The organism is Kitasatospora sp. NPDC057738, assembly GCF_042798815.1.
In the GTDB taxonomy this organism is placed as follows: domain Bacteria; phylum Actinomycetota; class Actinomycetes; order Streptomycetales; family Streptomycetaceae; genus Kitasatospora; species Kitasatospora lactacystinica.
The window spans coordinates 146,603-173,446 of record NZ_JBHVJT010000004.1 but is presented as its reverse complement, the minus strand read 5'-3'; the positions used below and the strand labels follow the sequence as shown (position 1 = coordinate 173,446).

The window sequence follows — 26,844 nt, the reverse complement described above, 5'->3', positions numbered from 1 at the left end:
GCTCCGTCCTGGGCCGCGGCCTGGGGGGTTGTCCTTCCAGGCCAACTGTGTCTACCGTACACAGCAACGAACAGTGTCCGCGAGACACAGTTTTCTGATTCCCGGACGGAGTGGTTTCCATGAGCACCAAGGTCCTGATCTCGGGCGCGAGCATCGCCGGCCCCGCGCTGGCCCACTGGCTGGGCCGGTACGGCTTCGAGGTGACCGTGGTCGAGCTGGCCCCCGCACTGCGCGACGGCGGCCAGGACGTCGACTTCCGCGGCCGCACCCACCTGACCGTGCTGGAGCGGATGGGAGTCCTGGAGGAACTGCGCACGCTCGGCACCGGCGGCAGCCCGATGACCTTCGTGGGCCCCGACGGGCGCCGACTGCTGCACCTGCCCGCCGAATTCGCCGGCGGCGACCTGGAGGTCCCGCGCGGGGAACTCGCCCAACTGCTCCACCGGCACAGCAGCGCCCGCGCCGAGTACGTCTTCGGCGACTCGGTCACCGCACTGGAGGAGACCCCGGGCGGAGTCCGGGTCACCTTCCGGCACGCGGCACCACGCGAGTTCGACCTGGTGATCGGCGCCGACGGGCTGCACTCCACCGTCCGCCGGCTCGCCTTCGGCCCCGAGCGGCGCTACGTCCGCCACCTCGGCTACTACGCGGCCACCTGGCAGCTGCCCAACGACCTCGGGCTGCCGACGGGCGCGGTCGGCCTCAACGCCCCCGGCCGGCTGATGTCCGTCGGCGCCGCCCACCGCGACCCGGACCGGGCCGGCGCGTTCTGCCTCTTCGCCTCGCCCGAGCTGCGCCACGACCGCCACGACCGCCACGACCCGGCGCGGCAGAAGGCCCTGGTCCGGGCCGCCTTCACGGGCCTCGGCTGGCGGGTGCCGCAGCTGCTGGAGAGCCTGGACGCCGCCCCCGAGCTGTACTTCGACTCGATCAGCCGCGCCGACGTGCCCGCCTGGTCGACCGGCCGGATCGCCCTGATCGGCGACGCCGCCTGCGGGGCGACCATCGGCGGTATGGGCACCGGCACGGCGGTGGTGGCCGCGTACGTCCTGGCGGGCGAGCTGGCCCGGGCGCGCGGCGACCACCGGGCCGCCTTCGGGCGGTACGAGCAGCTGCTGCGCGGCTACGCGCAGGGCTGCCAGAAGGGCGGGGACCGGACCGGGCCGTTCCTCGCCCCGCGCACGGCCGCGGGCCTGCGGTTCCGCAACGCGCTGCTCAACCGGCGCTGGGCGCTGGAGCGGATGCTGGAGCTGGGAAAGCGGGTCAGCAGCGTCGAACTGCCGGACTACGAGCGCGAGTCGCGCCGTCCGAGGGAACTCGCCGGCTGACCGGCGACACCCGGTGCGGCACCAGGAGCCTCCACCCGGACGGTCCCGCGAGTCGATCGTGCGACGGCCGCGCCCTCCCGGGTGGCCGGCGGACGTACGACGGACATCCGGCGGGCCACCGCTGGAAGAACGTTCGACGAGCGGCGGCCGCCCTCCCGCCGCCGAGCAGGGGGTCTGCCCGCCCGCCCGGTTCGGCGGGGCTGTCGTGGAGGGCCCGGACCCCGGAGGATCCCGGTACCGCCCCGCCGACCTTCCAGGGACCCCGCATGCCTCGCCTCGCCACCCGGGCCGGCGCCGCCGCACTGGCCGCCGCGTTCGCCCTCGCCACGGCCGCCCCCGCTGCCGCCGACCCTCCGGCGCCCGTCGGCACCGACCTGGTCGGCATGGGCGCCCCCGCCGCCGACGCGCTCCTCAACAAGCTCGCGGCGGACTACAACGCCTCGCTCGCGGCGGCCGGGGACACCACCTCACCCCGGCTGTACAGCTGGGACGCCCGGGGATCCGGCACGATCACCTCCAAGGCGGGGGCCACCACCGTCTTCCGGCCGACCAACACCAAGCAGGCCCTGAACACCCTGGTGGCCAACACCGGCGCCACGGTCGACTTCGTCCGGCTGAGCCGGCCGCCGCAGCAGACCGACCCGATCTCGATCGACTTCATCCCGTTCGTGAAGGACGCGGTGACCTGGGCGGCCCCGGCGGGTGGCAACGCGCCGAACAACCTGACGAGCTTCCAGCTGCGGTCGATCTACGCCTGCGACATCACCAACTGGCGGCAGATCGACTCCCGGCTGCCGGACGCGACGATCAGGCCGGTGGTGCCCGGCTACTTCTCCTCGACTTCCAGCTACCGCCGATCGACCTACACCTCCGACGAGATGACCGCCTTCGCGTCCGGCGCCGTGAACGGCGGCGATCCGGGTGCCTTCTACGCGGGCCCGTGCGTGACCTCCGGTGTCGCGGACGACCAGGGCGAGGACGCGGTCCTGCACGATCCGAACGCGATCGTCCCGTACTCGGTCGGCCGCTGGCTCGGCCAGGTGACCGGCGGGCACCGTAAGCCGGGCGACGACCCCGGGGTGCTGGTGCCGAAGAACCTGGACGGAGTGGCCCCGACGGACGGCGGTGAGATCAGCGAGTACCTCCTCCAGAGCTGGTACGGCCGGGTCCTCTACCTCGGGGTGCGGGACGGCGACTGGAGGGGCGTCGGCACGCAGGGCCGGGCGCTGCGGAACGTGTTCGGCCCGGAGGGCTGGTTCTGCACCTCCCCGGTCGCCGAGGCGGACGTCCGGAGCCACGGCTTCCTGCCGATGGGCTCCTTCGCCTGCGGGACGACCGTGCACGCGTGATCCCGTCGGGGGCGTGGTGCCGGGGGATGTGCGGCCGGGGGTGCGGCCCCGGCGGACCCGGTGCCGGGAGCGTGCTCGCGGGCCGGGGTGTCGGGAACGTGTTCACGGGCGGGGGTGTCGGGAACGTGTTCGCGGGCGGGGGCCCAAGGTCCCACCCGTTCGGCCCCTTGGCCCCTGGCGATCGGCGCCGCCGCGAGCGATGCTGCCGGTACCGGCCGGGACGATCCGCGTCCGGTCGGAGCAGGATCGTTGGACGAGGTGAACCGGCGTGCGGCATGCCACCGTCGAATCCGTGATGACCAGCCCCGTCGTCCTGGTCTCCCCCGAGACCGGATTCCGGGAGATCGTGACGCTGCTGAGCGAGTACGACATCACCGGCGTGCCGGTGGTGGACCCGGAGGCGCGCCCGCTCGGCGTGGTCTCGGAGGCCGACCTGCTGCGGACCCTGGCCGCGCAGGAGGACCCGGCCAGCCTGCTGCCCGCGCCCGAGTCGGCGCAGGCCGGCCCGAACGGCGAGGTGACCGCGGCCGATCTGATGACGGCGCAACCGGTCTGCACCACACCGGACACCAGCATCGTCGCGGCGGCGCGGCTCATGAGCCGGCACGGCCTGAAGCGGCTGCCGGTGCTGGACGAGGAGGGGCGGGTCATCGGCATGGTCAGCCGCGGCGACCTGCTGCGGGTGTTCCTGCGCGAGGACGTGGTGATCCGGCGCGAGATCGTCGAGGAGGTGCTCGGCCGGATCGACGGGGTCAGCCCGGCGCAGGTCGGGGTGGAGGTCAACCAGGGGCGGGTGGTGCTCAGCGGCACCGTGCCCGAGCAACACCTGGTGCCGATCGTGCTCAACCTGTGCCGCTCGGTGGACGGGGTGGTCTCGGTGACCGACCGGCTCGGGGCCGAAGGGGCGGCGCCGGTCGGCTGACCGGCCGCGCCGCCCCCGATTCGCACGTTCGTCCCGGACCCGAACGATCCGCTTCGCATACTGCGGAGGGTATCGGGTAACTCACCCTGTGTGCCCGTCAGTGCGGACTGCCGGGACGGCGGAGCTTCGGGGAGGCGGCCGTGGCAGTCGTGTTCGACGCGGACTTCACTTCGACCAGTCAGTGGATCGCCGGGCGCAGCAGCGCCTATCCCCGGATGGGGCCGACCAACCGGAGCGACCACAAACTCGACTACCTCAACCGCGACTACTGCCCCGACGGGGTGTTCGCGGCCGTCCGGCGGCACAGCGGCGGGCTGTGGAGCTGCAACCTGCTGACCACCGAGGGCAGTCCGGACGGCTTCCAGCTCCGTGCCGGGGACGTGCTGTCGGCGAGCGTGACACTGCCCGTCGAGCTCGGCGCCTGGCCGGCGATCTGGACCTGGCGGGACGGCGGCAACGAGGTGGACGTCTTCGAGTACCACCCGGACAACCCCGACCTGCTGGAGATCTCCAACCACGTTCGGGGCGGCTACCGGTACTGGCACGGCGCGGGCTCCGGGATCGGGCCGGGGGCGACCTTCGATCTGCGGGTGGTGCTCGGCGCGAACTCGGTGGACTGGTACGTGGAGGACGAGCTGGTCTACGCGGACCTGCACGGCGTCGGGTCCGGTTGGCACGCGTACCTGATCGTCAACATGTCGGTGGCGGACGGGACGTACCACGACCGGCCGCCCTACGGCGGGCCGGACCGGCTCAGCTGGGTCTGCCGCGGCCTCCGGGTCGAACGCTGAGCGGGCGGGCGCCGAGCGGGCGGGCGGGCTCACGGGTGCCCGAGGTGACGGCGCTCCGTGGGGCTCCTGCGACTCGTCGGGTGCCTACGGTTCGCGGGGTGCGAAGGCGGCGGCGATCGGGCCGCGCGGGGCGTACCCGCCGCGCGGGTCGAGCGGGGTGAGCAGGGTGTGCGGATCGCGTGGGCCGTACAGGCCCTGCGGACCGTTCCGGCCGTTCTGGCCGTACAGGCCGTTCGCGCCCGGTGGGCCGGGCCGGCCGGAACGCTGGAACCAGACCGCCCGGCGGTGCGGGCCGATGTGGGCGGGGTCGGTCACGTACAGGTCGTCACGCGGGGCGCGCTCGTTGCCCGGGGCGAGCGCCGCGTCCACGGCGCGGTCGGCGAGCGCGCGCAGCAGCGCGGCGGCGGTGCTCTCGGCGGCGGCCGGCGCGATGGCGAGGGCGGTGAGCTCGGCCCAGAGCGCGGTGGTGACGTAGCCGATCGGGGAGTGGCCGAGCGACGGGACGGGGCGCGGGTCCGGGTGGCGCCGCAGCACCCCGGCGGCGACGAGCTGCTCGGGGGAGCGGTCGTCGTCCGGCGGCCGGAAGGCCGTGGGTGGCTGGTGAGCCGTGGGCCACTCGGGGTGGGACACGGGCGGCGGATGGTGGGTCACGAGCGGCACGCTACCCCGGTGGGCGCCGCGCCGGGCACCGGACCGTTTTCTCAGGCTTCCCTCATGCCGCTTTCACCGGTGGCGGGCGCACGATGGTGGTAGGCGCTGCTCACCTCGGCGGGCCCCGACGGGGGCCGGAGGAGGAGGTCCTGATGAGGTACTGGCACGGACACGACCACGTCGTGGGTGGCTGGGGCATGGGGCTGATGGCGTTCGGGACGCTGCTGCTCCTGGTGATCGCCGTGCTCCTGGCCGTGGCCCTGTTCCGCTACTTCTCGCGCTCGCGGCAGCCGATCCCGCCCGGTCGGGCGGCTCCGGGCGCGGGCGGCCCGCAGGGCTGGGGCCAGGCGGGGCAGGGGGGCCAAGGGGGCTGGGGGACGCCACCGGAGCAGGTGCTCGCGGAGCGGTTCGCCCGGGGTGAGATCGACGCGGAGGAGTACCGGCACCGACTGGAGACGCTGCGTTCGGCGAACGGGCCGGGTGGCGATTGATCCCGGTGCCGATCGGTCCGGCGGCGATCGAGCCCGGCGGCGATCGACCCCGGGGCGACACGGAGCGGGCCTGCCGCACTTCGGGTGCGGCGGGCCCGCTCCGTCGCCGGGGGGCGGGGCCGTGGTCGGCCGGTCGGGGGGTCGGGGGGTGTCGGTGACCGGCCGATGGCCGGGTGCCTACTCGACGACCAGCTCGACCGGGATGTTGCCCCGGGTGGCGCGGGAGTACGGGCAGACCTCGTGCGCCTGCTTGACCAGCAGCTCGCCGGTCTCGCCCGCGAGGGACTCGGGCAGCTCGACGCGCAGCACGACGGCGAGGCCGAAGCCGGCCCCGTCCTTGCCGATGGACACCTCGGCGGTCACCGAGACCTCGCTGGTGTCCACCCGGGCCTGCCGGCCGACCAGGCCGAGGGCGCTGGCGAAGCAGGCGGCGTAGCCGGCGGCGAAGAGCTGCTCGGGGTTGGTGCCCTGGCCGCTGCCACCGAGCGCGGGCGGCATGGCGAGGGCGAGGTCCAGCTGTCCGTCGGAGCTGACGGCACGGCCCTCCCGGCCGTTGGCGGTGGCGGCTGCGGTGTAGAGCGCGTCCATGGTGGCGTCCCTTCAGGTCCTGGGTGTTCCTGCGGCCGGTGGTCCGGGCGGTTGCCGGTCCGGCGTGCTTCGCGGCGGCCGCTGGGTCGTCGCTGCGCTGAGACCAGTAGAGCACGCAATTCAATTGCGCACAACTCAATGGCGTGATGGTGATCGGTACCATGGGTCCATGACCACCCATTCCGGCATGGCCGACGAGGAGCTGCTCCGCCTCGACCGGCAGATCTGCTTCTCGCTCAACGCGGCCTCCCGCGCCTTCGGGGGCGTGTACCGGGTGCTGCTGCGGGACCTCGGGCTGACCTACCCGCAGTACCTGGTGATGCTGGTGCTGTGGGAGGAGGGCGAGCTTCCCGTCAAGCGGATCGGCGAGCGGCTGCGGCTGGACTCCGGGACGCTCTCCCCGCTGCTCAAGCGACTGGAGGCGGCCGGACTGGTGTGCCGCGAGCGGAGTGCGGAGGACGAGCGGTCGGTCACCGTCCGGCCGACCCCCGAGGGGTCGGCGCTGCGTGAGCGGGCCGGGCAGGTCCCGCGCCGGCTGCTCGCGGCGACCGGGCTGCCGGTCGAGGACCTGGCCGCGCTGCGCGGACTGCTGGACCGGGTGACCGCCGCGCTGGACGCGGCGGAGGTGGAGCCGGCTCCGTAGGGGGCGAAGCGGCCCGTGTCCGTGCGCGGGGGCGGCCCGCCGGGGGTCCGGTGGATGGGTGGGCCGGTGGGCCGGGCCGGTGGGGCGTGGGGGTCGGGGGTGCGGTCGTGGGGCTTGTCAAGCCACCCTCCCGCACCCTGTGATCTGGGTCACATTGTTGCCCCTCGGGCCGGGCTCGTGAGGGCGAAGCGCCAGGTCAGCCACGCTGTTCGGAAGTGAACGGAAACGTTCGGCAATTGTCCGCCCGATCCGGTCAACAACCCGGAGCTCCCGGACGGTTACACCACGAGCCCCCAAGGGGCCGTCGGCGTGCCACCCGGTGGGCCGGCCAGCCGACCGATGAAAGGGGGGCCGCGTGAGCACTCCCGGGCCGGGCGAGGAGCGGGGCCTGCGAGCCGACCCGCTCGGCGACCTGCCGAACGACTTCGAGGCCTTCTTCACTCGCGAGAACTCCGGGTACCTCCGTTACGCCCAGCAGCGCCTGCGGCACCGTGAGGACGCCCAGGACGCCGTCCAGAACGCGGGCACCACGCTCTACAAGAACTGGCGCCGGGCCCTGGCCAGCCCCGATCCGCAGGCCTTCGCCTTCAAGATCGTCAAGGACGCGGTCGTGGACGTGCTGCGCGAGCGCCGCCGCACCGAACGCAAGCGACTGCGGGTGATCGCCCAGCGCCGTCCCGACACCAGCCAGGACGAGCTGAACGAACTCGCCGAACTGGACGCCCTGGACTGGGCGATGGAGGAGCTCGCGCGGGCCGCCCCGGTCCAGGCCGACGTGGTGCGGCTGCGCCAGGCGGGACTGTCCTACCACGACATCGGACGGTCCCTCGGCATCGCGCACACCACCGCCCGCACCTACTACAGCCTCGGACGGCGCCACCTGGAGTACCTGTTGGAGCACCCGGACGACGACGGGGCGCGGACATGAAGGTCGTGGACCTGCTGCGCGTGCACGCCGGTGAGCTGGCCCGCGAGTTCGACGACCACGATCCGGTGGACTTCACGCGTCGGCTGGCCGAGCGGCTCGCCGCCGCTCGGCGGCCCGCCCCGGCCGTGCGCGAACGCCCCGCCAGGCCGCCCGCCGGTGCCCGGCCGCCGCACGCGCCGGCCTCGGGGCCGAGCCCGGGACCGGCGGCGGGGACGGGGACGGGCGCCGGGCTGGGCACGGGCGCCGGGGCGGGCGCCGGCTCCGGTCCGGGGGCGGGACCCGGTCCCGGGGCGCTCCCCGGGCAGACCCGGTGGGCCGGAGGGCGGGCGGAGCTGCGGCGCGACCTGCGGCACCTGTGCGCGGGGGTGGCGGGCGCGGTGGAGCCGGGCGAGCTGGCCCTGGACCTCGAACTCGCCGAGAAGACCGCCTTCCGCACCCTGGGCTGCCTGCTGTACGGCATGGGGCGCACGGCGGACGGCGTCTTCTGGTGGCGGATAGCCGCCCAGTACGGGGACCAGCTGGCCGTGCACTGCCTGGCGGTGCACTACACGGCCGAGGGCGAGCGGTGCGACGCGGCCCACTGGGCGGCCCAGGCCCAGGACCTCAGCGCCCCGGGCCGGCTGCCGGAGCTGGCGCCGGACGTCCGGCCGGGCGGGGCGGCGGAGCTGGCGCGGGTGCTGGCGGAGCGCTACGACGGCGAGATCCTGCTGACGGTGCGGGAAGCGGTCGCGGCGCGGCCGGGGGCCGACCCCGGGCGGTTGGCGGTCCGGGCGGTACGGGGGCGGGGAGTGGTGCGGATCCGGTGACCGGGTGCGGCTGTCGGGGCGGCCGGTGTGGGGGCGCGTGCCGGGCTTGGGGCGGGGGAGCATGCGGGCCGGGGGGCTTGGGGGCTGGGGCTGGGGCTGAGGGAGGGCAGGGGTCAGGTGAGCCCGGAAACGGCGGCGCCCAGGTACTCCGCGCCGAGCAGCAGCGGGACGACGACCATGATCGCCGCGTTGTGGGTGGCCGTCCAGGCCCGCAACTCGCCGAGGGAGCGCCGTGTGCGGCCGTCGGCCCGGAGGTGGACCGCGAAGGGCGCCAGGGTGCCCAGCGAACCGAGCAGCACCAGCACGGCGGCCGCCACCGCCGCCTCCCGGCCACCGGTCGGGGCGGCGGCGATGGAGGCGGCCCCGCCGACGGCCGGGACGAGGGTGTTCGGACGGGTCACGACCAGGACCACGGCGAGACCGGCGGACCGGGCGGCGGACAGCCGGTCGATCGAGAGCAGCCAGACCGGCGGGGCGGTGACCCGGCCGGGGCGCGGCCGCTCGCGCCACTGCCGGGCGGCCAGCAGGAGGAGCACGACACCGAGGGCGAGCTTCAGCCAGGACGGCCAGGTCGGCGTGGTGCCGGTGGGGTTCCACGCGGTTCCCGCCGCCACGACGGCGGCCACCACCGCGGTCAGGCCGAGCAGCCAGCCGGCCGTGAAGGCGATCCCGTTGGCCCGGCCGCGCGGTGAGGCGAGGATCAGGAGCAGGGCGATCAGCGGCAGCGGGGAGAGCGCGACCGCCACCGCGGAGGCCAGCATCGGGCCGATCGCCTCGCCCATCCCCGCACCTGCCCTTCCCGCCGCCGGGCGCCGTCCGCCATTCAGCTACCGACGGGCGGGCGGCGCACGGCCGGTGCCGCCGTTCGGGTGAGGGCGGAGCGGAGCGCGGGTGCGGGCGGGTGCGGGGATCGGCGCCGAGGGGCGCCGAAGGGTGCCGACGTGTGGGTGCGGGCGGGTGCGGGGGTGGGCGCCGACGGGCGGGTGCGGGCGGAGGGTGAGGCGGAGAGCGACGGAGGGCCGCCGCACCACCGGGGTGCGACGGCCCTCCGCGGGCACGGGCCGCGTCAGTCGGTGCCGGACTCGATCGCCGCGAGGTCGAGCGCGGTGGGGTCCTTCTCGTCACCGTTGCCGGCGGCGATGGGAGCCGCACCGCCCGGGGCGAGCTCGCCGATCAGGCCGCTCCACGGCGCCAGCTGGCCGTGCACCGCGTACTGCTCCAGCTTGCTGCGGGAGTCGGCGATGTCGAGGTTGCGCATGGTCAGCTGGCCGATGCGGTCGTCCGGGACGAACGCGGCGTCGACGCTGCGCTCCATCGACAGCTTCTCCGGGTGGTAGCTGAAGTGGGGGCCCTGGGTGTCGAGGACCGAGTAGTCCTGGCCGCGCCGCAGCCGCAGGGTGACGCTGCCGGTGACCGGGTGGCCGATCCAGCGCTGGATGCTGTCCCGGAGCATCAGCGACTGCGGGTCGAACCAGCGGCCCTCGTACAGCAGCCGGCCGAGCCGCCGGCCCTGGGTGTGGTACGTGGCGATGGTGTCCTCGTTGTGGATGGCGTTGAGCAGCCGCTCGTAGGCGATGTGCAGCAGCGCCATGCCGGGGGCCTCGTAGATGCCCCGGCTCTTGGCCTCGATGATGCGGTTCTCGATCTGGTCCGACATGCCCAGACCGTGCCGGCCGCCGATGGTGTTGGCCTCGCGGACCAGGTCGACGGCGCCGGCGAACTCCTGGCCGTTGATCCGGACCGGGCGGCCGAACTCGAACTCGACGGTGACGTCCTCGGTCAGGATCTCGACCTCGGGGTCCCAGAAGGCCACGCCCATGATCGGGCTGACGATCTCCAGGGAGGTGTCCAGGTACTCCAGCCGCTTGGCCTCGTGGGTGGCGCCCCAGATGTTGGCGTCGGTGGAGTAGGCCTTCTCGGCGGAGTCCCGGTACGGCAGGTCGCGCTCGGCGAGCCACTCGGACATCTCCTTGCGGCCGCCGAGCTGGTCGACGAAGGCCTGGTCCAGCCACGGCTTGTAGATCCGCAGGTTGGGGTTGGCCAGCAGGCCGTAGCGGTAGAACCGCTCGATGTCGTTGCCCTTGTAGGTGGAGCCGTCGCCCCAGATGGAGACGCCGTCCTCCTGCATGGCGCGCACCAGCAGGGTGCCGGTCACCGCGCGGCCGAGCGGGGTGGTGTTGAAGTAGGTCTGCCCGGCGGAGCGGATGTGGAAGGCGCCGCAGGCGAGGGCGGCCAGGCCCTCCTCGACCAGCTCGGCCCGGCAGTCGACCAGCCGGGCCTGCTCGGCGCCGTACGCGCGGCCACGGGCCGGGACGTCGGCGAGGTTCGGCTCGTCGTACTGGCCGATGTCGGCCGTGTAGGCGTAGGGGAACGCACCGTGCTCGCGCATCCACGCGACGGCGACGGAGGTGTCCAACCCACCGGAGAATGCGATGCCGATCCGTTCACCGACCGGCAGCTTGCTCAAGACCTTCGACATGGATGCACCCTTGACCCGCATGGCGGGCCCCTGATCTAGCGATGTGTGACGGGATTCGGCGTAATCGATCCGATGCCCGAACTCTGGCATAGATTTGCAGAGTAATGCAAGAGCATACGAAAGCCTGGGTGGCCGCAGAGGGCTGCCCGGCCGCCGCGTATCGGGCGGTGATCCTGCCGACTCGCTTGGCCCGACGGGTAGTTGGCGCCGATCAGGGGGTCGGGGCGGGTGCCCGGGTGCGCAGCCAGGCGGTACGGGAGGCGAGCGTGCCCAGCCCGAGGGCGACCAGGTGGCCGGCGTCGGCCAGCTGCTGATCCAGCGCCCAGGCGGCGGCCAGGGCCACGGCGAGCGCCGACAGTCCGAAGCGACGCAGCGGACGCGGGCCGAGCGCGAGGAGGCAGGCACCGGTCGCGACCAGGCCGTAACTGATGCCCACGTCCCGGGCGCGGGAGAGCGCGCCCGGGATGCGGGCCGTCAGCATCACCCACATGGCGCCCTCGGTGAGCAGGGTGGCGCCCAGGTGCCCGAAGACGAAGACCGCACCGGCCCGGGCCGGACCCCAGCGCCACTCGGCCAGGCCCAGGACGACGGCGACCGCCGCGATACCCGCCCAGGACGGGACCCCGTCGACCACGAGGCCACTGGTGAACAGGGTCCACCACTTGCCCACTTCCATGTGATGGACGTTGCTGCTGTTGTGCCGCACGAACCGGGCCCGCTCAGCATGGCCCTGGCTCGCCAGCCAGGAGGCCGTCACGGTCAGCAGCAGGACGTACGCCGTGGTGAGGCGCAGCCGGACGGCGGCTCTCAGCGCGGGGTGCCGGGAAGCCGCGGGGCCGGTCGGTGTCCTCGTGGCGAGGCGATCGCTCATCGTGCCTGGTGCCCTTGTTCGGCGGTTCCCGGAACCGGCTCGCCCGGTGCGCGGGGGGAAGGCCGCGGCCGGGACGGTCCGAGCGTCAGCGTACGCGAACGGCCGGAAGGCGCCGGGGCCGGAGGCGGGGTGCCGGGAGGCGCGGTTCTCCCGTGCGGCCATGTCGTTGTGGAAGGTCGTTGCGGGCGACTCGGCGACTCGGCGACTCGGCGACCCGGCGACCCGGCGACCGGTGGCGGGTGGCGGCGGGGCCGGGCGGGGGCGAGGGTGAGGGGGATGGTGAGGAGTGTCGCGAGGAGGCGTCGATGGGCGGCAGCACCGTCAAGGGCCCCGAGGCACACCGGCGGCCCCGGTGGGCGCGTGCCGCCCACGCGGTGTGGGCCTACGTCCGGCGCGCGCCGGGGACCTACATCTGGCTGGCGATCCTTCTCGTCACCACGCAGGTGATCCGGCACGTCGATCCGGCGACCGCCGACCGCATCCTGGAGCGGCGTTCGACCAACCTCCACCACCTCCAGGTCTCGCCGGTCCGCGTCCTGGTGACCAGTGCCCTGTGGATCGCGGGCGGCGGCTGGCTGTCCTACTTCCTGCTGTACAACCTCTTCCACGTGCCCGCCGAACGATGGCTCGGCACGCTGCGCTGGATCTCGGTGGCGGCGCTCGCGCACGTCGGCGCCACGTACCTCAGCGAGGGCGTGCTCGGCTGGGCGATCCACCGCGGGCTGGCCTCGCCGAGCGCCGTCTACACCCTGGACTACGGCGTCAGCTATTCACTGGCCGGAGTGGTCGCGGTCCTCACCTATCTGATCGTCCGGCCCTGGCGGTACCTGTACGCGGCCGGGGTGTTGGTGGTCTACGGACTGGGCGTGCTGCAGAGCCGGGACTACACCAGCATCGGCCACTTCAGCGCGGCCCTGATCGGCTTCGCCTGCTACCCGCTGACCCGCGACCGCCCGGGTTCCTTCGACCCGGTCGCCTCGGCCCGCACGGTCCGGCGGCGGGCGCGCCGACGGTGACCGACGGCCGTCGATGGGACGGGTCGGCGGGCGGGTTTGCGGGGCCGCCCGCCGACCGGGCGGGTGGCGGGACTACTACCGGCCGAATCGCTGGGACACGCAGAGGATGTTGCCTTCGCTGTCCTTGAACCAGGCCGCGCGCATGCCCTCGCCCTCGGCGACGCCGTTGACGGTCTTCAGACCGGGGAAGTCGTACTCCTCGAAGGTGATCCCGCGGTCGCGGAGGCCGGCCATCTCGGTGTCGAGGTCGGCGACCTTGAAGCTGGCCAGGGTGTGGGCGGCCTGACCGCCGCTGGGGGTGTGGTAGACGGTGACCTGGGTGCCGCCGGTGTCGCAGACGAACTCCTCCTCACTCTCCTCGGCGAGCTTGAGACCGAGGGTGTCGGTGTAGAAGGCCTTGGCGCGGGTGAGATCGGCGGCGGGGATGACTGCTTGCAGCGGAGCGTCTCCAAGCATGGTGTTTCGCCTCCTCCCTGTCACCAGGCTAGGGATGTGCGGGCCGTACCGCCCGGTGGGCACGGAACGGCTTCGGACCGTGCGCGGGAGGTTGCCGGACGTCATGCGGGGCCGGCCTCCGGAGCGAGGTGACCCCGGCGGCGCGGGCGAAGCGAGGCCTTCACCCCGGGTGGCCGGCCGGCCGCGGAGGTGTCACCGGCCCCGTGGCCAGCCGTGCGGCACGCGTTCCAGCACTCCCGCACCGAACAGCTCGTACAGCGGCAGGGTCTCCAGGTGGACGTAGCCGATGTGACAGTCGCAGACCGGCAACGGACAGGCCCGCGCCCGCAGTCGGGCACGGTAGCTGCCGTCGTACAGGTTGCCGAGGACGTCCCGGACGAAGTGGCAGCGGCGCACCGTGCCGTCGCCGTCCACCGACAGCACGGACTCGCCGGTGCGGCACGGCAGCCCGGCGCTGGGATGGGCGTGCCGGCTGTAGCCGAAGTGCGGGTCGAGAGCGGCCCATCGGGCGGCCTCGGCGTCGGTGTAGTCGAGGCCCTCGGCGGCGTTGACCCACAGGTAGACGTCCTCGGAGAGCTCGTCGCGCAGCCGGCCGGCCTCGTCGAGGTGCTCGGGCTGGCCGACGACACCGACGCTGTACCGCACACCGAGTGCGTCCAGCTCGCGGCACTTGGCGAGGAAGCGGTCACGGGTGACCTGGCCGGGATGGAAGGTGACCCAGAGGGCGAGTGCGTCGAGGTCGGCCTCGGCGAGCCAGCCCGTGCGGCAGCTGAGGTTGGTCTGGATCGCGACGCGGCGGACGTGCGGCAGGCGGCTCAGCTCGACCAGCGCGCGGCGGTACCAGGACCGCACCAGCCCCTCGCCCCAGGGCGTGAACAGCAACGACAGGGTGTCGCCGGTTCCCGCGCGCCCGGCGGCCCAGCCGGTGAAGCGCTCCAACGCGGCCCGGTCGGCCCGCAGTTGTCCGGGGCTGTCGCGCCGCTTGGCGAACGGGCAGTACGGGCAGTCGTAGTCGCAGGAGGAGAGCGGACCGCGGTAGAGCAGGGTGAGGTCCCGCGCGCCGTCCTCCGGCGGCCGCGAGGCGGAGGGCATGCCGAGGAAGGTCATTTCGCCTCGTACGCCGCCATCAGGGCCCGGACCCCGGGCGAGAACAGCATCGGCCCGACGGCGTCCGAGTGCGCCAGGCCCTCCGGGCTGAGCCGCAGGAACGCCGGGTCGCCGTCGGCGAGCCAGCCGCGCTCGGCGAACCGGGCCAGCTCCGCCGGGAAGTCCTCGGCCGGGGACCCGCCGAACCGGGCACGGTAGTCCGCCAGCGGCATGCCCTCGGCCTGGAGCAGGGACTGCACCAGGTGCCGTCGGCGCGGCTCCGCACCGCCCATCCAGTGACCCACCTCGGCACGGTGGAAGTCCTCGGTGGCGACGTAGTCGTCGATGATGCCGCGCACCTCGGTGGCGTTCACCGCGTAGTCGAAGGAGTAGTGCAGCCGCGAGGTGTAGGAGCGGGCGCCGCAGCCCAGGCCGACCATGCCGTCGGTCTGGCAGGCGTACTCGCCCGCCCCGGCCTGCGGGGAGGCGGCCCGGCGGAACATCCGCATCGACACCTGCTGGTAGCCGTGGGCGAGCAGGTGGTCGCGGCCGGCCCGGTAGAGCGCGAGCCGCCGGGTGTCCCAGGCGGACCGGCTCTCCTGCTCCCCGCGCCGGGCCAGGCCGGTCAGCGGGCGGACGTACAGGGGGTAGAGGTACAGCTCCTCGGGCAGCCAGGCGAGCGCGGTGTCCAGCGAGCGGAGCCAGCTCGCCTCGGTCTGGCCGTCGATGCCGTAGATGAGGTCGATGTTGAGCACCGGGAACCCGGCCGCGCGGATCCGGCCGAGGGCGGCCTCCACCTCGGCCCGCTTCTGCGGGCGGACGGCGGAGCGCGCCTCGGCGTCGTCGAAGGACTGCACGCCCAGGCTCAGCCGGGTGGTGCCCCGGGCGGCCAGCACCTCCAGCCGGTCGGCGGTCGCGGTGGCGGGCGAGGCCTCCACCGAGAGCGGCACCGCCCGCAGGTCGGCGCCCATCCGCCGCTCCGCGATGTCGCACAGCCGTTCCAGCTCGCCGGCCGTCAGATAGGTGGGAGTGCCGCCGCCGAACGCGGCCAGCGCGAACCGGGCCCCGTCGTCCAGCGCGGCGCGCACCGCCGCGGCCTGGCGCTCCAAGGCGTCCAGGTAGGCCGTGGTCAGGCCCTCCGGGCTGCCGATCCGGGTGAACAGGTTGCAGAAGCCGCAGCGGACCTCGCAGAACGGGATGTGCAGGTAGAGCGAGAGCGCGTGCTGCGGCTCGCCGGCCCACAGCTCGCGCAGCGGCGGACGTCCGGGCAGCGGGCGGTAGGCCGTCTTGTGCGGGTACGCGTAGACGTACGACTGGTACGGCGAGTCCGGGCGCGGGGGCGCGGTGGTCATGCGGGCTCCTCGGAGGTCGCGGCGGCGCCCGCCGGTCGGGCGGGGAGGGTGAAGTGCGCGTACGGGACCGTCCAGACCACCTCGTGGCCGATCCGGTGCCCGGTGTAGCCGTCCTCGCCGTAGGCGGTGCCGTGGTCGGAGCAGATGATCGCGAAGCAGGGGCGGCGGGCGCTCATCGCGGCGAACAGCCGGCCGATGTGCGCGTCCACGTACTCCAGGGCGGCGGCGTGGCTGGCCCGCGAGTCCCCGTGCTCGCGGGTGGCGCCGGGCAGGTGGAACCAGTTCGGCTGGTGCAGCGCCGAGACGTTCAGGAAGAGGAACAGCGGCTGGTCGGCGGGCTGTTCGGCGGCGACCCGCTCGGCCCGGGCGACCTGCACCTCGAAGGACGTCGGCGAGGCCACGCCGGACTCGGGTGCCCAGTGGCTCTCCTGGAAGAGGCCCGGGAGCACCGAGCCCAGGGGGCCCTGCTTGTTGAAGAACCCCACGCCGCCGACGCACACCGTGCGGTACCCCGCCGCGGCCAGGGCCGTCGGCAGGTCGGGGGCGTCGAAGACCCAGGTGCGCGGGGCGGTGCTCTCGGATCCGGCGAAGCGGGCCGCGAACAGGCGCGGGTGCGGTCCGTCCGGGGAGGCCGGGGTCGGCAGGAAGCCGGCCAGGATCGCCTGGTGGGAGGCGTAGGTGAAGCTGCCGGGCGCGTGCCGGCGCTCCCAGCGGCCGCCGGGGAGGACGGCGGCGAGGTGCGGGATGCGGCCGGCGGCGGCCAGTTCCTCGGCGACGTCGAAGCGGAGCGTGTCGAGGGTGACGAGCAGCAGGTCGTGGCTGCCGACGACGGCGTTCATGTCGGGGGTGGGAGCGGGGGTCGGGGTGCGGTCCGGAGTGTGGTCCGGAGCCCGGGCGTGGGCCGGAGCCGGGGCGTGCGCCGGGATGTGGGCCGGGGTCGGGGCGTGGTCCGGGGTGGTGGTCAGGTGGTTCATCGAGCGGGTTCCGTGATCTGGTGGTCCGTCGTCGCGGGCGACGACGGGGAGGGGGCGGTGAGGGCGGCCAGCTGGGCGCCGTAGGTGTCCAGGCCCTCGGCGGGGCCGCCGGGCAGGCCGGTGAGGCGGGGGAGCAGGTCGCCGAAGGCGTTCACCTCGCCGACCAGGGCGCGCCGCCAGCCGGCCGTGGGCAGCACGTCGACGCCGACCATCGGCGAGCCGGGGAAGCAGGCCGCCGCGCGCTCGGCCGTCTCCAGCAGGGCCGGCCAGGCAGGCCCCGCGGCCTCCCGGACCTGGTCGATGCTGCCCCGGGCGCCGCCGAGGTGCAGGTTGGTCATCGGCTGGGTGCTGGTGCGCACCACGGCGTGGGTGGCCCGGCCGGCGACCACCACGACCCGCAGGTCCGCCGAGCGCCCCGACTGCGAGGCCTTCGGGATCCACTGCTCGACGTGCAGGCCGTCCGGTGCCAGGCCGTCGACGATCGCGGCGACCTCCCGCTCGCCGCGGTAGCGGCGCACCCGCAGCGAGTTGTGCAGGCCGCCGTCGGTGAGCTCCACCGAGGTGGTGGCCTGCACTTGTCCGCGCGGCCCGAACTCCAGGGCCATCACCCCGGAGGCGGAGGAGCCGTGCGCCGGCTTGACGAAGACCCGGTGCAGGCCGGCCGCGGCGAGGCGCTCGCGCAGGTGCTCCCAGCCGGTGACCTCGCCGCCGAGCGCCCTGGGCACCGGCACCCCGGCCGCGGTGAGCAGCGCGTGCGCCCGGCGCTTGTCGAACATCACGGCGATCTCCTCCGGATCGCCGAGCAGCCGTACGCCGGGCCGGGCGGCCAGCCCGCGCAGCGCGGCCATGACCCCCGCGTACCAGACGGCCGTTCCCTCGACCCTGGTCGGCGCGTAGCCGGGGCCGAGCGCCGGGCCGCGCAGCAGCAGGTCGACCTCGGGCTCCTCGCCGGGCGACTCGATGCGCAGCAGGCCGCCCTCGGGCAGCCGGTACCGGCCGCGCAGCACGTCCAGCCAGGGCAGGACGGCGGGCTCGGGCAGTCCGGCGGCCCGGGCGGCGGCCGCGAACAGCGTCACCCGTCGGTGCCCCGGGTTGCCGAGGACGGTCAGTCGCACGGTCATCGCCTCCGTGTCCGGCTACTCGGAGACCGAGACGTAGCGGTCGTCCTCGTCGTCCATCTCGTCCGCCTCGGCGTCGTCCAGGTCGAGCTCGACCCCGGGCAGGGCCTCGTGCAGACGTTCCTGCATCGCGTCGCTCAGGTAGTGGTGGTGCAGGTCGAGGGAGCGCAGGTGGGTGAGCGGCTGGCCCTCCAGCAGAGTGGTGGCGCCCTCGTCGGAGAGCACGCCCATGGAGATGTCGAGCGACTCCAGCCGGGCCACCACGGGGGCGTGGGCGAGGGCGGCGGCGATCTCGTCCTGGAGTTCGCTGTTGGCCAGCCCGAGGTGGCGCAGCTTCGGCAGCCGGGAACCGTCCAGGAACGGTGCCAGGTCGTCCATCGTCGCGTCACCGCCGTACTCGTCCACGCCGAGCCAGAGGGTCAGGCGCTCCAGCGCGGGCAGTTCGGAGCCGGCCACCGCGCGCACCACGGTCGCCGGAAGGCCGCCGGACTCGAAGCGCAGGCTGGTCAGCCGGTCGTGCCGCACCGGCTCCAGGGCGAGGTCCGTGCCGCCGCGCACGGCCAGCGACCGCAGCCCGGGGAAGGCGTTCAGCAAGGGGGTGACGTCGTCCATCTCCAACCAGGAGATCTCGCACTCGTCGAAGGTCACCTCGCCGAGGAACAGCGCCTCCAGGGCGGGCAGGCGCCGCGCCTCGGCCGTGACGGCCTCGACGGCGGAGCGTACGGACGTGTAGCCGTCCTGCCACCAGGCGCCGATCACCACGGCGCGGACGCCGGCAGGGTCGACCTCCTCCAGGAAGGACTGCCAGAGCTGGACGAAGTCCTGCTTGGAGCCGTACTCGAGGGACAGCCGCCAGGCGACGGCGCCCGCGGCGGGCCGCGGCCGGGCGTCGTCGGGCGTGAACTCGTGGACCGGCAGCTCGTGGAAGCGTTCGATGTGGCGGGAGACGGTCATGGAGGATCCTGGTGGGTCGAGTGGTCGAGTGGTCGGGCGGGCGGGCGGGCGGACGGGCGGTCGGGTGCGTGCGGGAGGTGACGGTTACTCGGCCACGGCCACGTAGCGCCACCGGTCGTCGGGCTTGCCGGGCTCGGAGAGGTCGACCTCGACCCCGGTGAGGGCCTGGCGCAGGCGCTGCTGCATCTCCTCGGTCAGGTAGTGGTGGTGCAGGTCGAGGGAGCGCAGGTGGGTGAGGGGCTGGCCCTCCAGCAGGGCGGTGGCGCCCTGATCGGTCAGTACGCCCATCGAGAGGTTGAGCGACTCCAGCCCGGCGACGACGGGCGCGTGCGCCACGGCGGCCGCGATGTCGTCCTGGAACTCGCTGTTCTGGAGGCCGAGGTGGCGCAGCGAGGGGAAGCGGGTGCCGTCCAGGAACAGCGCGACGTCGGCCATCGTCGCGTCGCCGCCGTAGTTGTCCACGCCCAGCCAGAGCTCCAGCCGCTCCAGGGCCGGGAAGTCGCAGCCGGCCACCGAGCGCACGACCGAGCCCGGCAGGCCGCCGGCCTCGAAGCGCAGCGCCCTGAGCGCCTCGTGCCGCAGCGGCCGCAGGGCCAGACCGCCCTTGCCGTCCCAGTCCTGCGAGGCGCCGCGCACCACCAGCTCGGCCAGCCGCGGGAAGGCCGTCAGCAGCGGCGTGATGTCGCACTGCTGGATCCAGGAGATCTCGCACTCCTCGTAGGTGATGTCGCCGACGAACAGCGCGCGCAGGGCGGGCAGCCGGCCGGCGGCGGCGACGATCGCCTCCATCGGCTCCTGGAAGCCGTCCGGCTCGTCCGGGGCCCACTGGCCGATCACCAGGGCGGTGACCCGCTCGGTGTCGACGGCGCCGAGGAACTGCTCCCAGCGCTCGGCGAACGTCGCCTCGGACTCGTAGTCGAGCTTGACCCTCCAGGCGGCCGAGGCCGCGTCCGGCAGCTCGACGGCGCCGGATCCGCCCTTCTCCTCGGCCTCCTCCAAGGCCTCCACGAAGTCGAAGACGGGGAGACCGTGGAACCGCTCGATGTGGTCGTTGACAGTCATGCGCTGCTCCTCCGGGATCTGGGCCGAACAACTGTCTACCAGCCGGGACTGACAATCCGGCGGCCGGGTCGCCGCCCGGGCGGGTTGTCAGACCCTTGCTCTATGTTCGGGTCCTGGCTCCGGAGAGTGACCGCGGCAGACGCGGCGGAGCCGTGGGTTCCGGCGTCCGCCGGGGTCCGGCCGTACGGCGAGGGAGGACTGATGTACCGCCAGGGCGATGTGCTGATCGTGCCGGTCGAGGAGAGCGCGGTGCCGCCGCGGGTGGCGGGGCTGGCCGTGCAGCCCCGGGACGCGCGGGGCCGGATGGTGCTGGCGCTCGGCGAGGTCACCGGGCACGCCCACGCCGTGGTCGGCCCCGGCGAGCTGCGCCGCGAGACCGGGCCGTTCGGCGCGGGCTGGCTGCACCTGCCCGAGGGCGGCCGGGTGGTGCACGAGGAGCACGCGGCGATACCGCTGCCCAAGAGCTGGTACCGGGTGGTCCGCCAACGCGAGTACGCGCCCGGCGCGGTGCGGGTGGTCGCGGACTGACGGCCGCTCCGCCCGCCGTACGGGGCGGCACGAGGGCAGGGCACGAGGGCAGGGCACGAGGGCAGGGCGCGGCCGGGGCCGCGGCACGGGAACGGGAACGGACGGCCGGGCGGGGAGCCCGGCCGGGAACGGAGCAGGGATGGAAACGGTGATCCACGACGAGGCCCACGGCGACCGGGCGCAGGCGCGGGAGCTGCCCGGGCCGGCCGAGGCGACGGCCCGTTGGCGGGCGGCCGGGGCGGCCACCGGGCCGGGGGACAGGGCGGCGGCCGAGCGTGCCGTCCGGGCCGCCTACCGGGCGGCCGGACTGCCCGAGCCCGCGGCCGTCCGCTGGTTCGGCTCGCCGCTCGCCGCGACCGAGGCGGCCCTGGAGCTGCGGGCCGCCGGCGCGCAGAGCGTGCGCGAGGCCGTGCGCACCCGGCCCTGGGAGGAGGCCCGTCGACGGGCCGTCGAGCAGGTCGGCACCAGCGGGTGGGCGGGCCACTGGGCGCTCACCGGTGGCGAGCTCGGACCGGTCACCACCCCGCTCGCCGACCGACTGCGCAACGCCGTGCTCGACCGGCTCGCCCCCGAGGCCGACCGGGAGGCCGACGCCGCCGTGGCCGAGGAGGCACGGGACCGCCGCACCACCGTCCGGCTCGCCCTGCTGGACGCCGTGCGGGGTCAGCACGACGCGCCGTGGTTCGCCGCCTTCGAGGCCGCCGGGGCGAGCGCCGACGCCGTCGCACCGCTCGCCGAACTGGCCCGGGAGGCCAGCTGGTGGTGGCCGTACCGGGAGGTGGTCCTGCTCAGCGAGCGGCCGGCCGTCCTGCACCGCGACGAGGCCGGACGGCTCGACCGGGCGGACGGGCCTGCCCTGGAGTACGCCGACGGCTTCGCCCTGCACGCCTGGCGCGGCATGCCCGTCCCGCCGGAGTTCCTGGCCGGCCTGGCCGAGGTGACCGTCGAGCGGATCCGCACCGAGGAGAACGCCGAGCTGCGCCGGGTCCTGCTGGAGCACTACGGCTACGAGCGCTACCTGGCCGACTCCGGCGCCGAGCCCGTCCACCGGGACGAGACCGGGGTGCTCTGGCGGATCGTCCTGCCCGAGGACGAGCCGGTGGTGATGGTCGAGGTGGTCAACTCCACCCCCGAACCGGACGGCACCCACCGCACCTACTGGCTGCGCGTCCCCCCGAGCACCCGCACCGCGCGAGCCGGGGTCGCCTGGACCTTCGGCATACCCGAGAGCGCCTACCACCCGCAGCGCGAGACCTGACCCAGGATGCCTCCAGCCATCCGGAGCGGGCCCCTGAGCTGCGCGTGTTGACCCTCACCCCACGTCAGGCCGCACGGTGGGGCGCAGTGAACGAACGGATGATCGGAGGGACGCATGAGCTGGTCGGTGGGCCAGGTCTCCGGCTTCGCCGGGGTCACGATCCGGACCTTGCACTACTACGACCGGTCCGGGCTGCTCGCGCCCAGTGAGCGCAGCCCGGCCGGCTACCGGCTCTACAGCGGCGCGGACCTCGCCAGGCTCCAGCAGATCCTCTTCTACCGGGAGCTCGGCTTCCCGCTCGACGAGATCGCCGACATCCTGGCGGACCCGCAGGCCAACGCGCTCGACCACCTGCTGGCGAGGCGGCAGGCCCTCACCGAGCAGATCGGACGCCTGCAGAAGCTGGTCGACGTCGCCGAGCGGGCCATCGAGGTCCAGCGCACCGGGGTCGAGCTGACGCCGCAGGAGCGCTTCGAGGTCTTCGGGGACGTGGTCTTCGACCTCAGCTACGCGGCCGACGCCCACCTCAAGTGGGGCGAGCGGGACAGCCACCAGGAGGCCCTGGCCCGCGCCGCCACCCACTCCAAGGAGGACTGGCAGCAGCTGATGGCGGAGGCCGCCGAGTGGCGCGGCCGGCTGCTGGAGGCCTTCGACGCGGGGCTGCCGGTCGACCACCGGACGGTGCTGGACCTCGCGGAGCGGCACCGGCAGCACATCACCCGGTGGTTCACACCCTGCCCGCCGGAGATGCACTGCCGGATCGCCGACGACTACGAGGCGGACGCCCGGGCCTTCGCCCTGGTCGTCCCGCCGGCCGAGCAGCGCCCGGGCCTGGCCGGCTACCTCCGTGCGGCCATCGGCGCCAACGCCGAGCGGCGCGACGCGAACGACCTCGACAGCAACGACGGCAACGACGTCGACGGGGCGGTCCGATGAGGATCCTCGTCATGGCCGCCGGATCGTACGGCGACGTCGCCCCCTACACGGGGCTCGGGGCGTACCTGCGCGGTGCGGGGCACGAGGTCGCGCTCGCGGCGCCCGAGGCCTTCCGCGAGCTGGTGGCCGGCAGCGGCCTCGACTTCCGGCCGCTCCCGGTCGATCCACGCGGCGCGGGTGCCGGGCCCGCGCGCGGGCGCTCCGAACTGCTCGCGCGGGCCGCGGCGTTCATCGGGCAGCTGGGCGACGTCCTCGCGGACGCCACCGCACCCGGCGCCGATCTGCTCCTGCTGAGCACCACCACCGCGCCGCTGGGCTGGCACCTCGCGGAGGCGATGGACGTTCCCAGCCTGGGGGTCTACCTGCAACCCACGCTGCCGACACGGGAGTTCCCTCCGGTCGTCGGGGGCGGCCGCTCGTTGGGGAGCTGGGGCAACCGGGCGGCGGGGGCGCTCGGCCAGCGGGTCGTCGATCGTCTGCACGCCGAGGCCGCCCGCCGGATGCGGTCGCGGCTCGGACTCCCGGCGCTCTCCCAGACCGCGCGCCGGCGGGCCGTGGAACGGGCGCGCTGGCCGGTGTTGCACGGCTTCAGCCCGACCGTCGTACCGCGCCCGGCCGACTGGCGGGAGGGACTGCGGGTGGTCGGCAACTGGTGGCCGTACGTACCGGACGACCACCGCCTCCCGGCCGAGGTCGAGGACTTCCTGCGGGAGGGACCGCCACCGGTGTTCATCGGCTTCGGCAGCATGGCGGCCGGGCAGGGCGAGCGGCTGAGCACCCTCGCGGTGGAGGCCCTGCGGCGGGCGGGCGTCCGGGGCGTGGTGCAGGCCGGCTGGGCCGGGATCGCCGGGGAGGGCGACGGCGTGCTGACCGTCGGCGAGCTCCCGCACGCCCGGCTGTTCCCGCACATGGCGGCGGTCGTGCACCATGCGGGCGCGGGCACGGCGGCCGCGGCCCTGCGTGCGGGCGTGCCGAGCGTCCCCGTCCCGGTGACGGCGGACCAACCGTTCTGGGCCGGTCGGCTCGCCCGGCTCGGTGCCGCCACCACGCCGGTGCGGTTCGCCGACCTGACCGCCGACCGGCTGGCGGAGGCCGTCCGGCAGGCCGTCGAGGAGCAGCGGCTGAGGGAAGGGGCGCAGGAGGTGGCCCGCGCGATGGCGGAGGAGGACGGCGCGGCCCGGGTCGCGGAGGCGGTGGCGGCATTGGGCCGGTAGGGGAGGAGCGGACGGGCCGTCGCGGGGGCTCGGGCCAGGGCCCGCTCCAGTCGGTCGAGCACCACGGCGGTGCGCAGTTGCGGCGCCACGGGAGCGCAGTGGTCCCCGGCGCCCCGGACCGGCGCTCGGACCCGCGGCCACTGCGGTGAGAGGGGGTTCGAGGCCCGAGTGGCGCGGATGGTCGGGATGCCGCTCGTGCTGCGGCCGCCGGGGACCGTACCGGAGCCTTTCGGGAGGTCAGGGTGCCCGGGCGATCAGGACGGGCTGGAAGAAGCCGGTGTCGACGGGCTGCTCCCAGCGGATGCCGGACAGGCCCGCCTCGGCGGCGAAGGCGCTCAGCTGGTCCTGGGTGAGCGCCCAGTAGGTGGAGCGGCGAACCGCGACCTGCCACTCGCCGGCGTCGTCCGGAAGGAGACGGAAGAGCTCCAGGTCGTACCGCTCGCCGTCCTCCCGCCACTGCCAGAGCTGGAAGAGGACCGACCGTCGGCCCTCGTAGTCGGCGGTCTGCGGCGAGGTGGAGGCGGGCCGGGTGCGGCGCAGCTCGTCGTACGGGCGGGTGGTGACCAGCACCAGTCCGCCGGGACGCAGGACCCGTCGCATCTCACCGAGCGCGGCGCGGACGTCCTCGGCCGTGAGCAGGTGGGGCAGCGCGTTGTCGGCGCAGACGACGACGTCGAACCGCCTGTCCGGGAAGGGGAGTTCCCGCATGTCGGCGGCGGCGGTGGGAAGCCGGATACCGCGCTCGGCGGCCTCGGCGGTGGCGCGGGCGGCGGAGACCGGGCTGAGGTCACTGCCGGTGACGCGGTGGCCGAGCGCGGCCAGGCCGATCGCCTGGGTTCCGATGCCGCAGGCGCAGTCCAGCACCTCGGCCGGGCGGTCACCGAGGTGTCGGCGGATCAGGGCGTCCAGCGCGGCGCCCTGGCGGGCGACGGAGGCGTTCCAGTCGGCGTAGAGGAGGTGGTAGTCGTCGGCGAACGCGTCGTAGAAGCGGCCGAGGGCGGAGTCGGTCATGGCGTCAGGGTCTCCAAGGGAGGCGGGAGGCGGGAGGTGGGCGCGGCGCGGGCGCGGCGACCGGTACGTCCGCCACGGCGCTATCCTCGCCCGGGCACACTGGCACGGAGTACCGGTTTTCCGGGGCCACCGAGGGGCGGGCAGGTTACGGACACCGGACGGTGACGCCCGGTCGGACGGACCGCCGCCGGTTCCGCTGGTCCTGCCGGTTCTGCCGCTCCGCCGCGACGGCGGCGACCGGCCCGGCCCGGCCCGGCCCGGCCAGCGCGAGCGCATCGCGACACCGGTGGCCTGGATGGTCTTCGCATTGGGGATCTGCTCGTCGGGCTTGCTCAGCCCCGCCACGCTCGGAGCGCTGAGCGGACTGGAGCCCTTCAGGATCGCCTCGACCTGCGCTGCGACGGCCGAGCTGTCCACACCCTGCGGACCGCCACCGGGCGGACACGAGGCGGACGTCGCCGAAGCGTTGCCCGCGCCGGCGATCACCACTGGCAGGGCCAGCGTCAGCGGCCCGCAGGCGACGAACCCGACGAGCACGCCGAACGCCTTCTTCACGACGCCCGCCAATCACCGAACCGGGACTGGGACGACGGCGGAGGCGGATGAGGGCACAGGTGTGCCAGGGCATGCTGCATCGCAGCGGCTCCTTGCGGGATTCGTAGGACAGCGCGGTGCCGGCCCCTCGTGCGAAGAAGTCGCCGGCACCGCGCCGGTGGTGAAACCGCCCTCGTTCAGGGCGGGCCCGGGTCAGGGGAGTCGGTAGCTCCCGGACGCCGGTCTCGGGTCACGCGCGGCAGCCGGCCGCGCTCGTGATCTCAGCTGGAACACGAGGCCCTCTTCGGGGTGTAGGGAAGGTTCGCGCACTCCGTCGCGCGGTCTCGCCTGGATGAGACAGCGCGGGCCAATGCGCCTCGGGCCGGGCCGACTTGGCCTGCTGCCCGGTTGGCATGGCGAGACAGTAGACGCGAACTCCGGCCGCACCAAACGAGCCCCGACAAGCCCCGATGTCCTTGCGCCAGCCGTTAGGCGCGGCCGCCGATCGCGACTACCGTCCCCTCCACCGGCACTCCCGGCGGCCGCCACGGTGTGCGCCCGGAGTCGGCTCACCCCTGCCCGAGGAAGGCCCCTGTGAACGACTTCACCCTCCACCGAGGCGACGCCCTCACCGTGCTGAAGACCCTCCCCGACGAATCCGTCAACGCGGTCATCACAGACCCGCCGTACAACAGCGGCGGCCGGACCAGCTCCGAGCGCACCAGCCGCGACGCCCGCGCCAAGTACGTCACCAGCGGTTCCGCCCACGACCTCAAGACCTTCCCCGGCGAGAACCGCGACCAGCGCTCCTACCGCTCCTGGCTCACCGAACTCCTCACCGAGGCCTACCGGGCCAGCGCCGAGCACGCGGTCGCCATGGTCTTCTCCGACTGGAGGCAGGAACCCACCACCAGCGACGCCCTCCAGATGGCCGGCTGGACCTGGCAGGGCACCATCCCGTGGATCAAGCCCGCCAGCCGGCCTCGCAAGGGCGGCTTCAAGCAGTCCGCCGAGTTCATCACCTGGGGCGTCAAGGGCACCCTCGACAACCGCCGCAACCTCTACCTGCCCGGCCACTTCATCGCCAGCCAGCCCCGCAAGGACCGCGTCCACATCACCCAGAAGCCGCTGGAGATCATGCAGCAGCTTGTCCAGATCTGCCCCGAAGGCGGCACCGTCCTCGACCCCTTCACCGGCAGCGGCTCCACCGGCGTCGCCGCCCTGCGCGAAGGCCGGCGCTTCGTCGGCGTCGAACTCTCCCCGCACTACGCCGAGATCGCCGAACAGCGCCTGCAAGCAGAGCTGACCCAGGACGACTTCGCCCTCGCCGGACCGGAGGCGTGACATGAGGCCGTCCCGGTCGACGGCCCGCAGACGCGAAAGGGCGGCTGGAGCACCAAACTCCAGCCGCCCTTCTCCGTCCCTCCGGACTCCCCGACCACCCCCCGGACCCACAGAACCGCCTTCTCCCCGTCCCCCCACGAAGATGTTTCTTCTC

Annotated in this window: 27 protein-coding genes; 14 read left to right on the top strand and 13 right to left on the bottom strand. The window is 74.4% G+C overall.

Annotation, left to right across the window (positions count from 1 at the left end; genetic code table 11):
* Nucleotides 1–119: 119 nt before the first annotated feature.
* The 4 genes from ACFVGO_RS03915 (at nt 120) to ACFVGO_RS03900 (ending at nt 4,390) form a co-directional block, all read left to right on the top strand.
* On the top strand, nt 120–1,328 hold the full coding sequence (locus ACFVGO_RS03915) for an FAD-dependent monooxygenase (protein ID WP_380630787.1): 1,209 nt from the start codon (nt 120–122) through the stop codon (nt 1,326–1,328).
* Between the two features lie 266 nt (nt 1,329–1,594).
* Nucleotides 1,595–2,677 carry a substrate-binding domain-containing protein gene (locus ACFVGO_RS03910; RefSeq protein ID WP_380630786.1) on the top strand — a complete coding sequence of 361 codons (1,083 nt, stop codon included), beginning with the start codon at nt 1,595–1,597 and terminating at the stop codon, nt 2,675–2,677.
* Nucleotides 2,678–2,972: 295 nt separating this feature from the next.
* Nucleotides 2,973–3,599 (top strand): CBS domain-containing protein, encoded by a 627-nt coding sequence (locus ACFVGO_RS03905; protein ID WP_359904120.1) that lies wholly within the window; start codon nt 2,973–2,975, stop codon nt 3,597–3,599.
* Nucleotides 3,600–3,739: 140 nt separating this feature from the next.
* Entirely contained in the window at nt 3,740–4,390 is a 651-nt protein-coding gene (locus tag ACFVGO_RS03900; protein WP_359903956.1) for a beta-glucanase, read from the top strand.
* An 84-nt stretch (nt 4,391–4,474) separates the two neighbouring features.
* Here ACFVGO_RS03900 and ACFVGO_RS03895 read toward each other — a convergent pair whose 3' ends face one another.
* A complete protein-coding gene (locus ACFVGO_RS03895) occupies nt 4,475–5,041 on the bottom strand; it encodes a hypothetical protein (RefSeq protein WP_380630785.1) in 567 nt (188 codons plus the stop codon).
* Nucleotides 5,042–5,193: 152 nt separating this feature from the next.
* On the opposite strand from ACFVGO_RS03895, the gene ACFVGO_RS03890 reads away from it, so the two are divergent.
* The gene (locus ACFVGO_RS03890; protein WP_380351588.1) at nt 5,194–5,532 is read left to right on the top strand and encodes an SHOCT domain-containing protein; all 339 of its coding nucleotides are present in this window, start codon (nt 5,194–5,196) and stop codon (nt 5,530–5,532) included.
* 177 nt (nt 5,533–5,709) lie between these two features.
* Here the strand turns inward: ACFVGO_RS03890 and ACFVGO_RS03885 are convergent, their stop codons facing one another.
* Complete coding sequence (locus tag ACFVGO_RS03885; RefSeq protein ID WP_355266881.1) at nt 5,710–6,120, bottom strand: organic hydroperoxide resistance protein; 411 nt, start codon at nt 6,118–6,120, stop codon at nt 5,710–5,712.
* Between the two features lie 169 nt (nt 6,121–6,289).
* On the opposite strand from ACFVGO_RS03885, the gene ACFVGO_RS03880 reads away from it, so the two are divergent.
* From ACFVGO_RS03880 to ACFVGO_RS03870, 3 genes are all read left to right on the top strand, one after another.
* Nucleotides 6,290–6,763, top strand: a complete 474-nt coding sequence (locus ACFVGO_RS03880) for a MarR family winged helix-turn-helix transcriptional regulator (RefSeq protein ID WP_380630784.1) — start codon at nt 6,290–6,292, stop codon at nt 6,761–6,763.
* Nucleotides 6,764–7,118: 355 nt separating this feature from the next.
* Nucleotides 7,119–7,691, top strand: a complete 573-nt coding sequence (locus tag ACFVGO_RS03875) for a sigma-70 family RNA polymerase sigma factor (protein ID WP_359903967.1) — start codon at nt 7,119–7,121, stop codon at nt 7,689–7,691.
* Complete coding sequence (locus ACFVGO_RS03870) at nt 7,688–8,497, top strand: hypothetical protein (RefSeq protein WP_359903970.1); 810 nt, start codon at nt 7,688–7,690, stop codon at nt 8,495–8,497. Before ACFVGO_RS03875 ends, ACFVGO_RS03870 begins: the two co-directional genes overlap by 4 nt.
* 113 nt (nt 8,498–8,610) lie before the next feature.
* On the opposite strand, the gene ACFVGO_RS03865 is transcribed toward ACFVGO_RS03870, so the two are convergent.
* The 3 genes from ACFVGO_RS03865 to ACFVGO_RS03855 all read right to left on the bottom strand — a co-directional run bounded on the left by ACFVGO_RS03865 (nt 8,611) and on the right by ACFVGO_RS03855 (nt 11,847).
* Entirely contained in the window at nt 8,611–9,279 is a 669-nt protein-coding gene (locus tag ACFVGO_RS03865; RefSeq protein WP_380630783.1) for a GAP family protein, read from the bottom strand.
* Nucleotides 9,280–9,563: 284 nt separating this feature from the next.
* Nucleotides 9,564–10,976 carry an argininosuccinate synthase gene (gene argG / locus ACFVGO_RS03860; protein ID WP_359903975.1) on the bottom strand — a complete coding sequence of 471 codons (1,413 nt, stop codon included), beginning with the start codon at nt 10,974–10,976 and terminating at the stop codon, nt 9,564–9,566.
* Nucleotides 10,977–11,187: 211 nt separating this feature from the next.
* Entirely contained in the window at nt 11,188–11,847 is a 660-nt protein-coding gene (locus tag ACFVGO_RS03855) for a rhomboid-like protein (RefSeq protein ID WP_359903978.1), read from the bottom strand.
* 305 nt (nt 11,848–12,152) lie between these two features.
* On the opposite strand from ACFVGO_RS03855, the gene ACFVGO_RS03850 reads away from it, so the two are divergent.
* Nucleotides 12,153–12,863, top strand: coding sequence for a rhomboid-like protein (locus ACFVGO_RS03850; RefSeq protein ID WP_380630782.1), 711 nt, complete (start codon nt 12,153–12,155; stop codon nt 12,861–12,863).
* 75 nt (nt 12,864–12,938) lie between these two features.
* Here the strand turns inward: ACFVGO_RS03850 and ACFVGO_RS03845 are convergent, their stop codons facing one another.
* From ACFVGO_RS03845 to ACFVGO_RS03815, 7 genes are all read right to left on the bottom strand, one after another.
* Complete coding sequence (locus ACFVGO_RS03845) at nt 12,939–13,319, bottom strand: VOC family protein (RefSeq protein ID WP_359903984.1); 381 nt, start codon at nt 13,317–13,319, stop codon at nt 12,939–12,941.
* A 192-nt stretch (nt 13,320–13,511) separates the two neighbouring features.
* A complete protein-coding gene (locus ACFVGO_RS03840) occupies nt 13,512–14,411 on the bottom strand; it encodes an STM4011 family radical SAM protein (RefSeq protein WP_380630781.1) in 900 nt (299 codons plus the stop codon).
* Between the two features lie 11 nt (nt 14,412–14,422).
* Nucleotides 14,423–15,757, bottom strand: a complete 1,335-nt coding sequence (locus ACFVGO_RS03835) for an STM4012 family radical SAM protein (RefSeq protein ID WP_380630780.1) — start codon at nt 15,755–15,757, stop codon at nt 14,423–14,425.
* A complete protein-coding gene (locus ACFVGO_RS03830; RefSeq protein WP_380630795.1) occupies nt 15,754–16,596 on the bottom strand; it encodes an STM4013/SEN3800 family hydrolase in 843 nt (280 codons plus the stop codon). The genes ACFVGO_RS03835 and ACFVGO_RS03830 overlap by 4 nt, the downstream gene beginning before the upstream one ends.
* A 131-nt stretch (nt 16,597–16,727) precedes the next feature.
* Nucleotides 16,728–17,852, bottom strand: coding sequence for an STM4014 family protein (locus tag ACFVGO_RS03825; protein ID WP_380630779.1), 1,125 nt, complete (start codon nt 17,850–17,852; stop codon nt 16,728–16,730).
* Between the two features lie 15 nt (nt 17,853–17,867).
* Nucleotides 17,868–18,803 carry an STM4015 family protein gene (locus tag ACFVGO_RS03820; protein WP_359903996.1) on the bottom strand — a complete coding sequence of 312 codons (936 nt, stop codon included), beginning with the start codon at nt 18,801–18,803 and terminating at the stop codon, nt 17,868–17,870.
* Nucleotides 18,804–18,887: 84 nt separating this feature from the next.
* A complete protein-coding gene (locus ACFVGO_RS03815) occupies nt 18,888–19,865 on the bottom strand; it encodes an STM4015 family protein (RefSeq protein ID WP_380630778.1) in 978 nt (325 codons plus the stop codon).
* 201 nt (nt 19,866–20,066) lie between these two features.
* Between ACFVGO_RS03815 and ACFVGO_RS03810 the strand changes: the two genes are divergently transcribed.
* The 4 genes from ACFVGO_RS03810 to ACFVGO_RS03795 all read left to right on the top strand — a co-directional run bounded on the left by ACFVGO_RS03810 (nt 20,067) and on the right by ACFVGO_RS03795 (nt 23,801).
* Nucleotides 20,067–20,393: a hypothetical protein gene (locus ACFVGO_RS03810; RefSeq protein ID WP_359904002.1), complete on the top strand. Its 327-nt coding sequence runs from the start codon at nt 20,067–20,069 to the stop codon at nt 20,391–20,393.
* A gap of 139 nt (nt 20,394–20,532) precedes the next feature.
* Complete coding sequence (locus ACFVGO_RS03805; protein WP_380630777.1) at nt 20,533–21,651, top strand: DUF6745 domain-containing protein; 1,119 nt, start codon at nt 20,533–20,535, stop codon at nt 21,649–21,651.
* Between the two features lie 114 nt (nt 21,652–21,765).
* Nucleotides 21,766–22,587 carry a MerR family transcriptional regulator gene (locus tag ACFVGO_RS03800; RefSeq protein ID WP_380544843.1) on the top strand — a complete coding sequence of 274 codons (822 nt, stop codon included), beginning with the start codon at nt 21,766–21,768 and terminating at the stop codon, nt 22,585–22,587.
* On the top strand, nt 22,584–23,801 hold the full coding sequence (locus tag ACFVGO_RS03795; protein WP_359904010.1) for a glycosyltransferase: 1,218 nt from the start codon (nt 22,584–22,586) through the stop codon (nt 23,799–23,801). Before ACFVGO_RS03800 ends, ACFVGO_RS03795 begins: the two co-directional genes overlap by 4 nt.
* Nucleotides 23,802–24,038: 237 nt before the next feature.
* Here the strand turns inward: ACFVGO_RS03795 and ACFVGO_RS03790 are convergent, their stop codons facing one another.
* A complete protein-coding gene (locus tag ACFVGO_RS03790; RefSeq protein WP_380544848.1) occupies nt 24,039–24,812 on the bottom strand; it encodes a methyltransferase domain-containing protein in 774 nt (257 codons plus the stop codon).
* Nucleotides 24,813–25,940: 1,128 nt separating this feature from the next.
* Here ACFVGO_RS03790 and ACFVGO_RS03785 point away from each other — a divergent pair.
* Entirely contained in the window at nt 25,941–26,690 is a 750-nt protein-coding gene (locus ACFVGO_RS03785) for a site-specific DNA-methyltransferase (RefSeq protein WP_359904015.1), read from the top strand.
* Nucleotides 26,691–26,844: the final 154 nt, after the last annotated feature.

Excerpts from the sequence above, each read along its gene's own strand:
- ACFVGO_RS03890 (WP_380351588.1), top strand. The coding sequence starts at position 5,194 with ATGAGGTACTGGCACGGACACGACCACGTCGTGGGTGGCTGGGGCATG.
- argG (WP_359903975.1), bottom strand. The coding sequence starts at position 10,976 with ATGTCGAAGGTCTTGAGCAAGCTGCCGGTCGGTGAACGGATCGGCATC.
- ACFVGO_RS03840 (WP_380630781.1), bottom strand. The coding sequence starts at position 14,411 with ATGCCCTCCGCCTCGCGGCCGCCGGAGGACGGCGCGCGGGACCTCACC.
- ACFVGO_RS03910 (WP_380630786.1), top strand. The coding sequence starts at position 1,595 with ATGCCTCGCCTCGCCACCCGGGCCGGCGCCGCCGCACTGGCCGCCGCG.
- ACFVGO_RS03815 (WP_380630778.1), bottom strand. The coding sequence starts at position 19,865 with ATGACTGTCAACGACCACATCGAGCGGTTCCACGGTCTCCCCGTCTTC.
- ACFVGO_RS03870 (WP_359903970.1), top strand. The coding sequence starts at position 7,688 with ATGAAGGTCGTGGACCTGCTGCGCGTGCACGCCGGTGAGCTGGCCCGC.
- ACFVGO_RS03905 (WP_359904120.1), top strand. The coding sequence starts at position 2,973 with ATGACCAGCCCCGTCGTCCTGGTCTCCCCCGAGACCGGATTCCGGGAG.
- ACFVGO_RS03805 (WP_380630777.1), top strand. The coding sequence starts at position 20,533 with ATGGAAACGGTGATCCACGACGAGGCCCACGGCGACCGGGCGCAGGCG.
- ACFVGO_RS03850 (WP_380630782.1), top strand. The coding sequence starts at position 12,153 with ATGGGCGGCAGCACCGTCAAGGGCCCCGAGGCACACCGGCGGCCCCGG.
- ACFVGO_RS03855 (WP_359903978.1), bottom strand. The coding sequence starts at position 11,847 with ATGAGCGATCGCCTCGCCACGAGGACACCGACCGGCCCCGCGGCTTCC.
- ACFVGO_RS03790 (WP_380544848.1), bottom strand. The coding sequence starts at position 24,812 with ATGACCGACTCCGCCCTCGGCCGCTTCTACGACGCGTTCGCCGACGAC.
- ACFVGO_RS03835 (WP_380630780.1), bottom strand. The coding sequence starts at position 15,757 with ATGACCACCGCGCCCCCGCGCCCGGACTCGCCGTACCAGTCGTACGTC.
- ACFVGO_RS03880 (WP_380630784.1), top strand. The coding sequence starts at position 6,290 with ATGACCACCCATTCCGGCATGGCCGACGAGGAGCTGCTCCGCCTCGAC.
- ACFVGO_RS03885 (WP_355266881.1), bottom strand. The coding sequence starts at position 6,120 with ATGGACGCGCTCTACACCGCAGCCGCCACCGCCAACGGCCGGGAGGGC.
- ACFVGO_RS03820 (WP_359903996.1), bottom strand. The coding sequence starts at position 18,803 with ATGACCGTCTCCCGCCACATCGAACGCTTCCACGAGCTGCCGGTCCAC.
- ACFVGO_RS03825 (WP_380630779.1), bottom strand. The coding sequence starts at position 17,852 with ATGACCGTGCGACTGACCGTCCTCGGCAACCCGGGGCACCGACGGGTG.
- ACFVGO_RS03915 (WP_380630787.1), top strand. The coding sequence starts at position 120 with ATGAGCACCAAGGTCCTGATCTCGGGCGCGAGCATCGCCGGCCCCGCG.
- ACFVGO_RS03800 (WP_380544843.1), top strand. The coding sequence starts at position 21,766 with ATGAGCTGGTCGGTGGGCCAGGTCTCCGGCTTCGCCGGGGTCACGATC.
- ACFVGO_RS03830 (WP_380630795.1), bottom strand. The coding sequence starts at position 16,596 with ATGAACGCCGTCGTCGGCAGCCACGACCTGCTGCTCGTCACCCTCGAC.
- ACFVGO_RS03845 (WP_359903984.1), bottom strand. The coding sequence starts at position 13,319 with ATGCTTGGAGACGCTCCGCTGCAAGCAGTCATCCCCGCCGCCGATCTC.
- ACFVGO_RS03865 (WP_380630783.1), bottom strand. The coding sequence starts at position 9,279 with ATGGGCGAGGCGATCGGCCCGATGCTGGCCTCCGCGGTGGCGGTCGCG.
- ACFVGO_RS03795 (WP_359904010.1), top strand. The coding sequence starts at position 22,584 with ATGAGGATCCTCGTCATGGCCGCCGGATCGTACGGCGACGTCGCCCCC.
- ACFVGO_RS03810 (WP_359904002.1), top strand. The coding sequence starts at position 20,067 with ATGTACCGCCAGGGCGATGTGCTGATCGTGCCGGTCGAGGAGAGCGCG.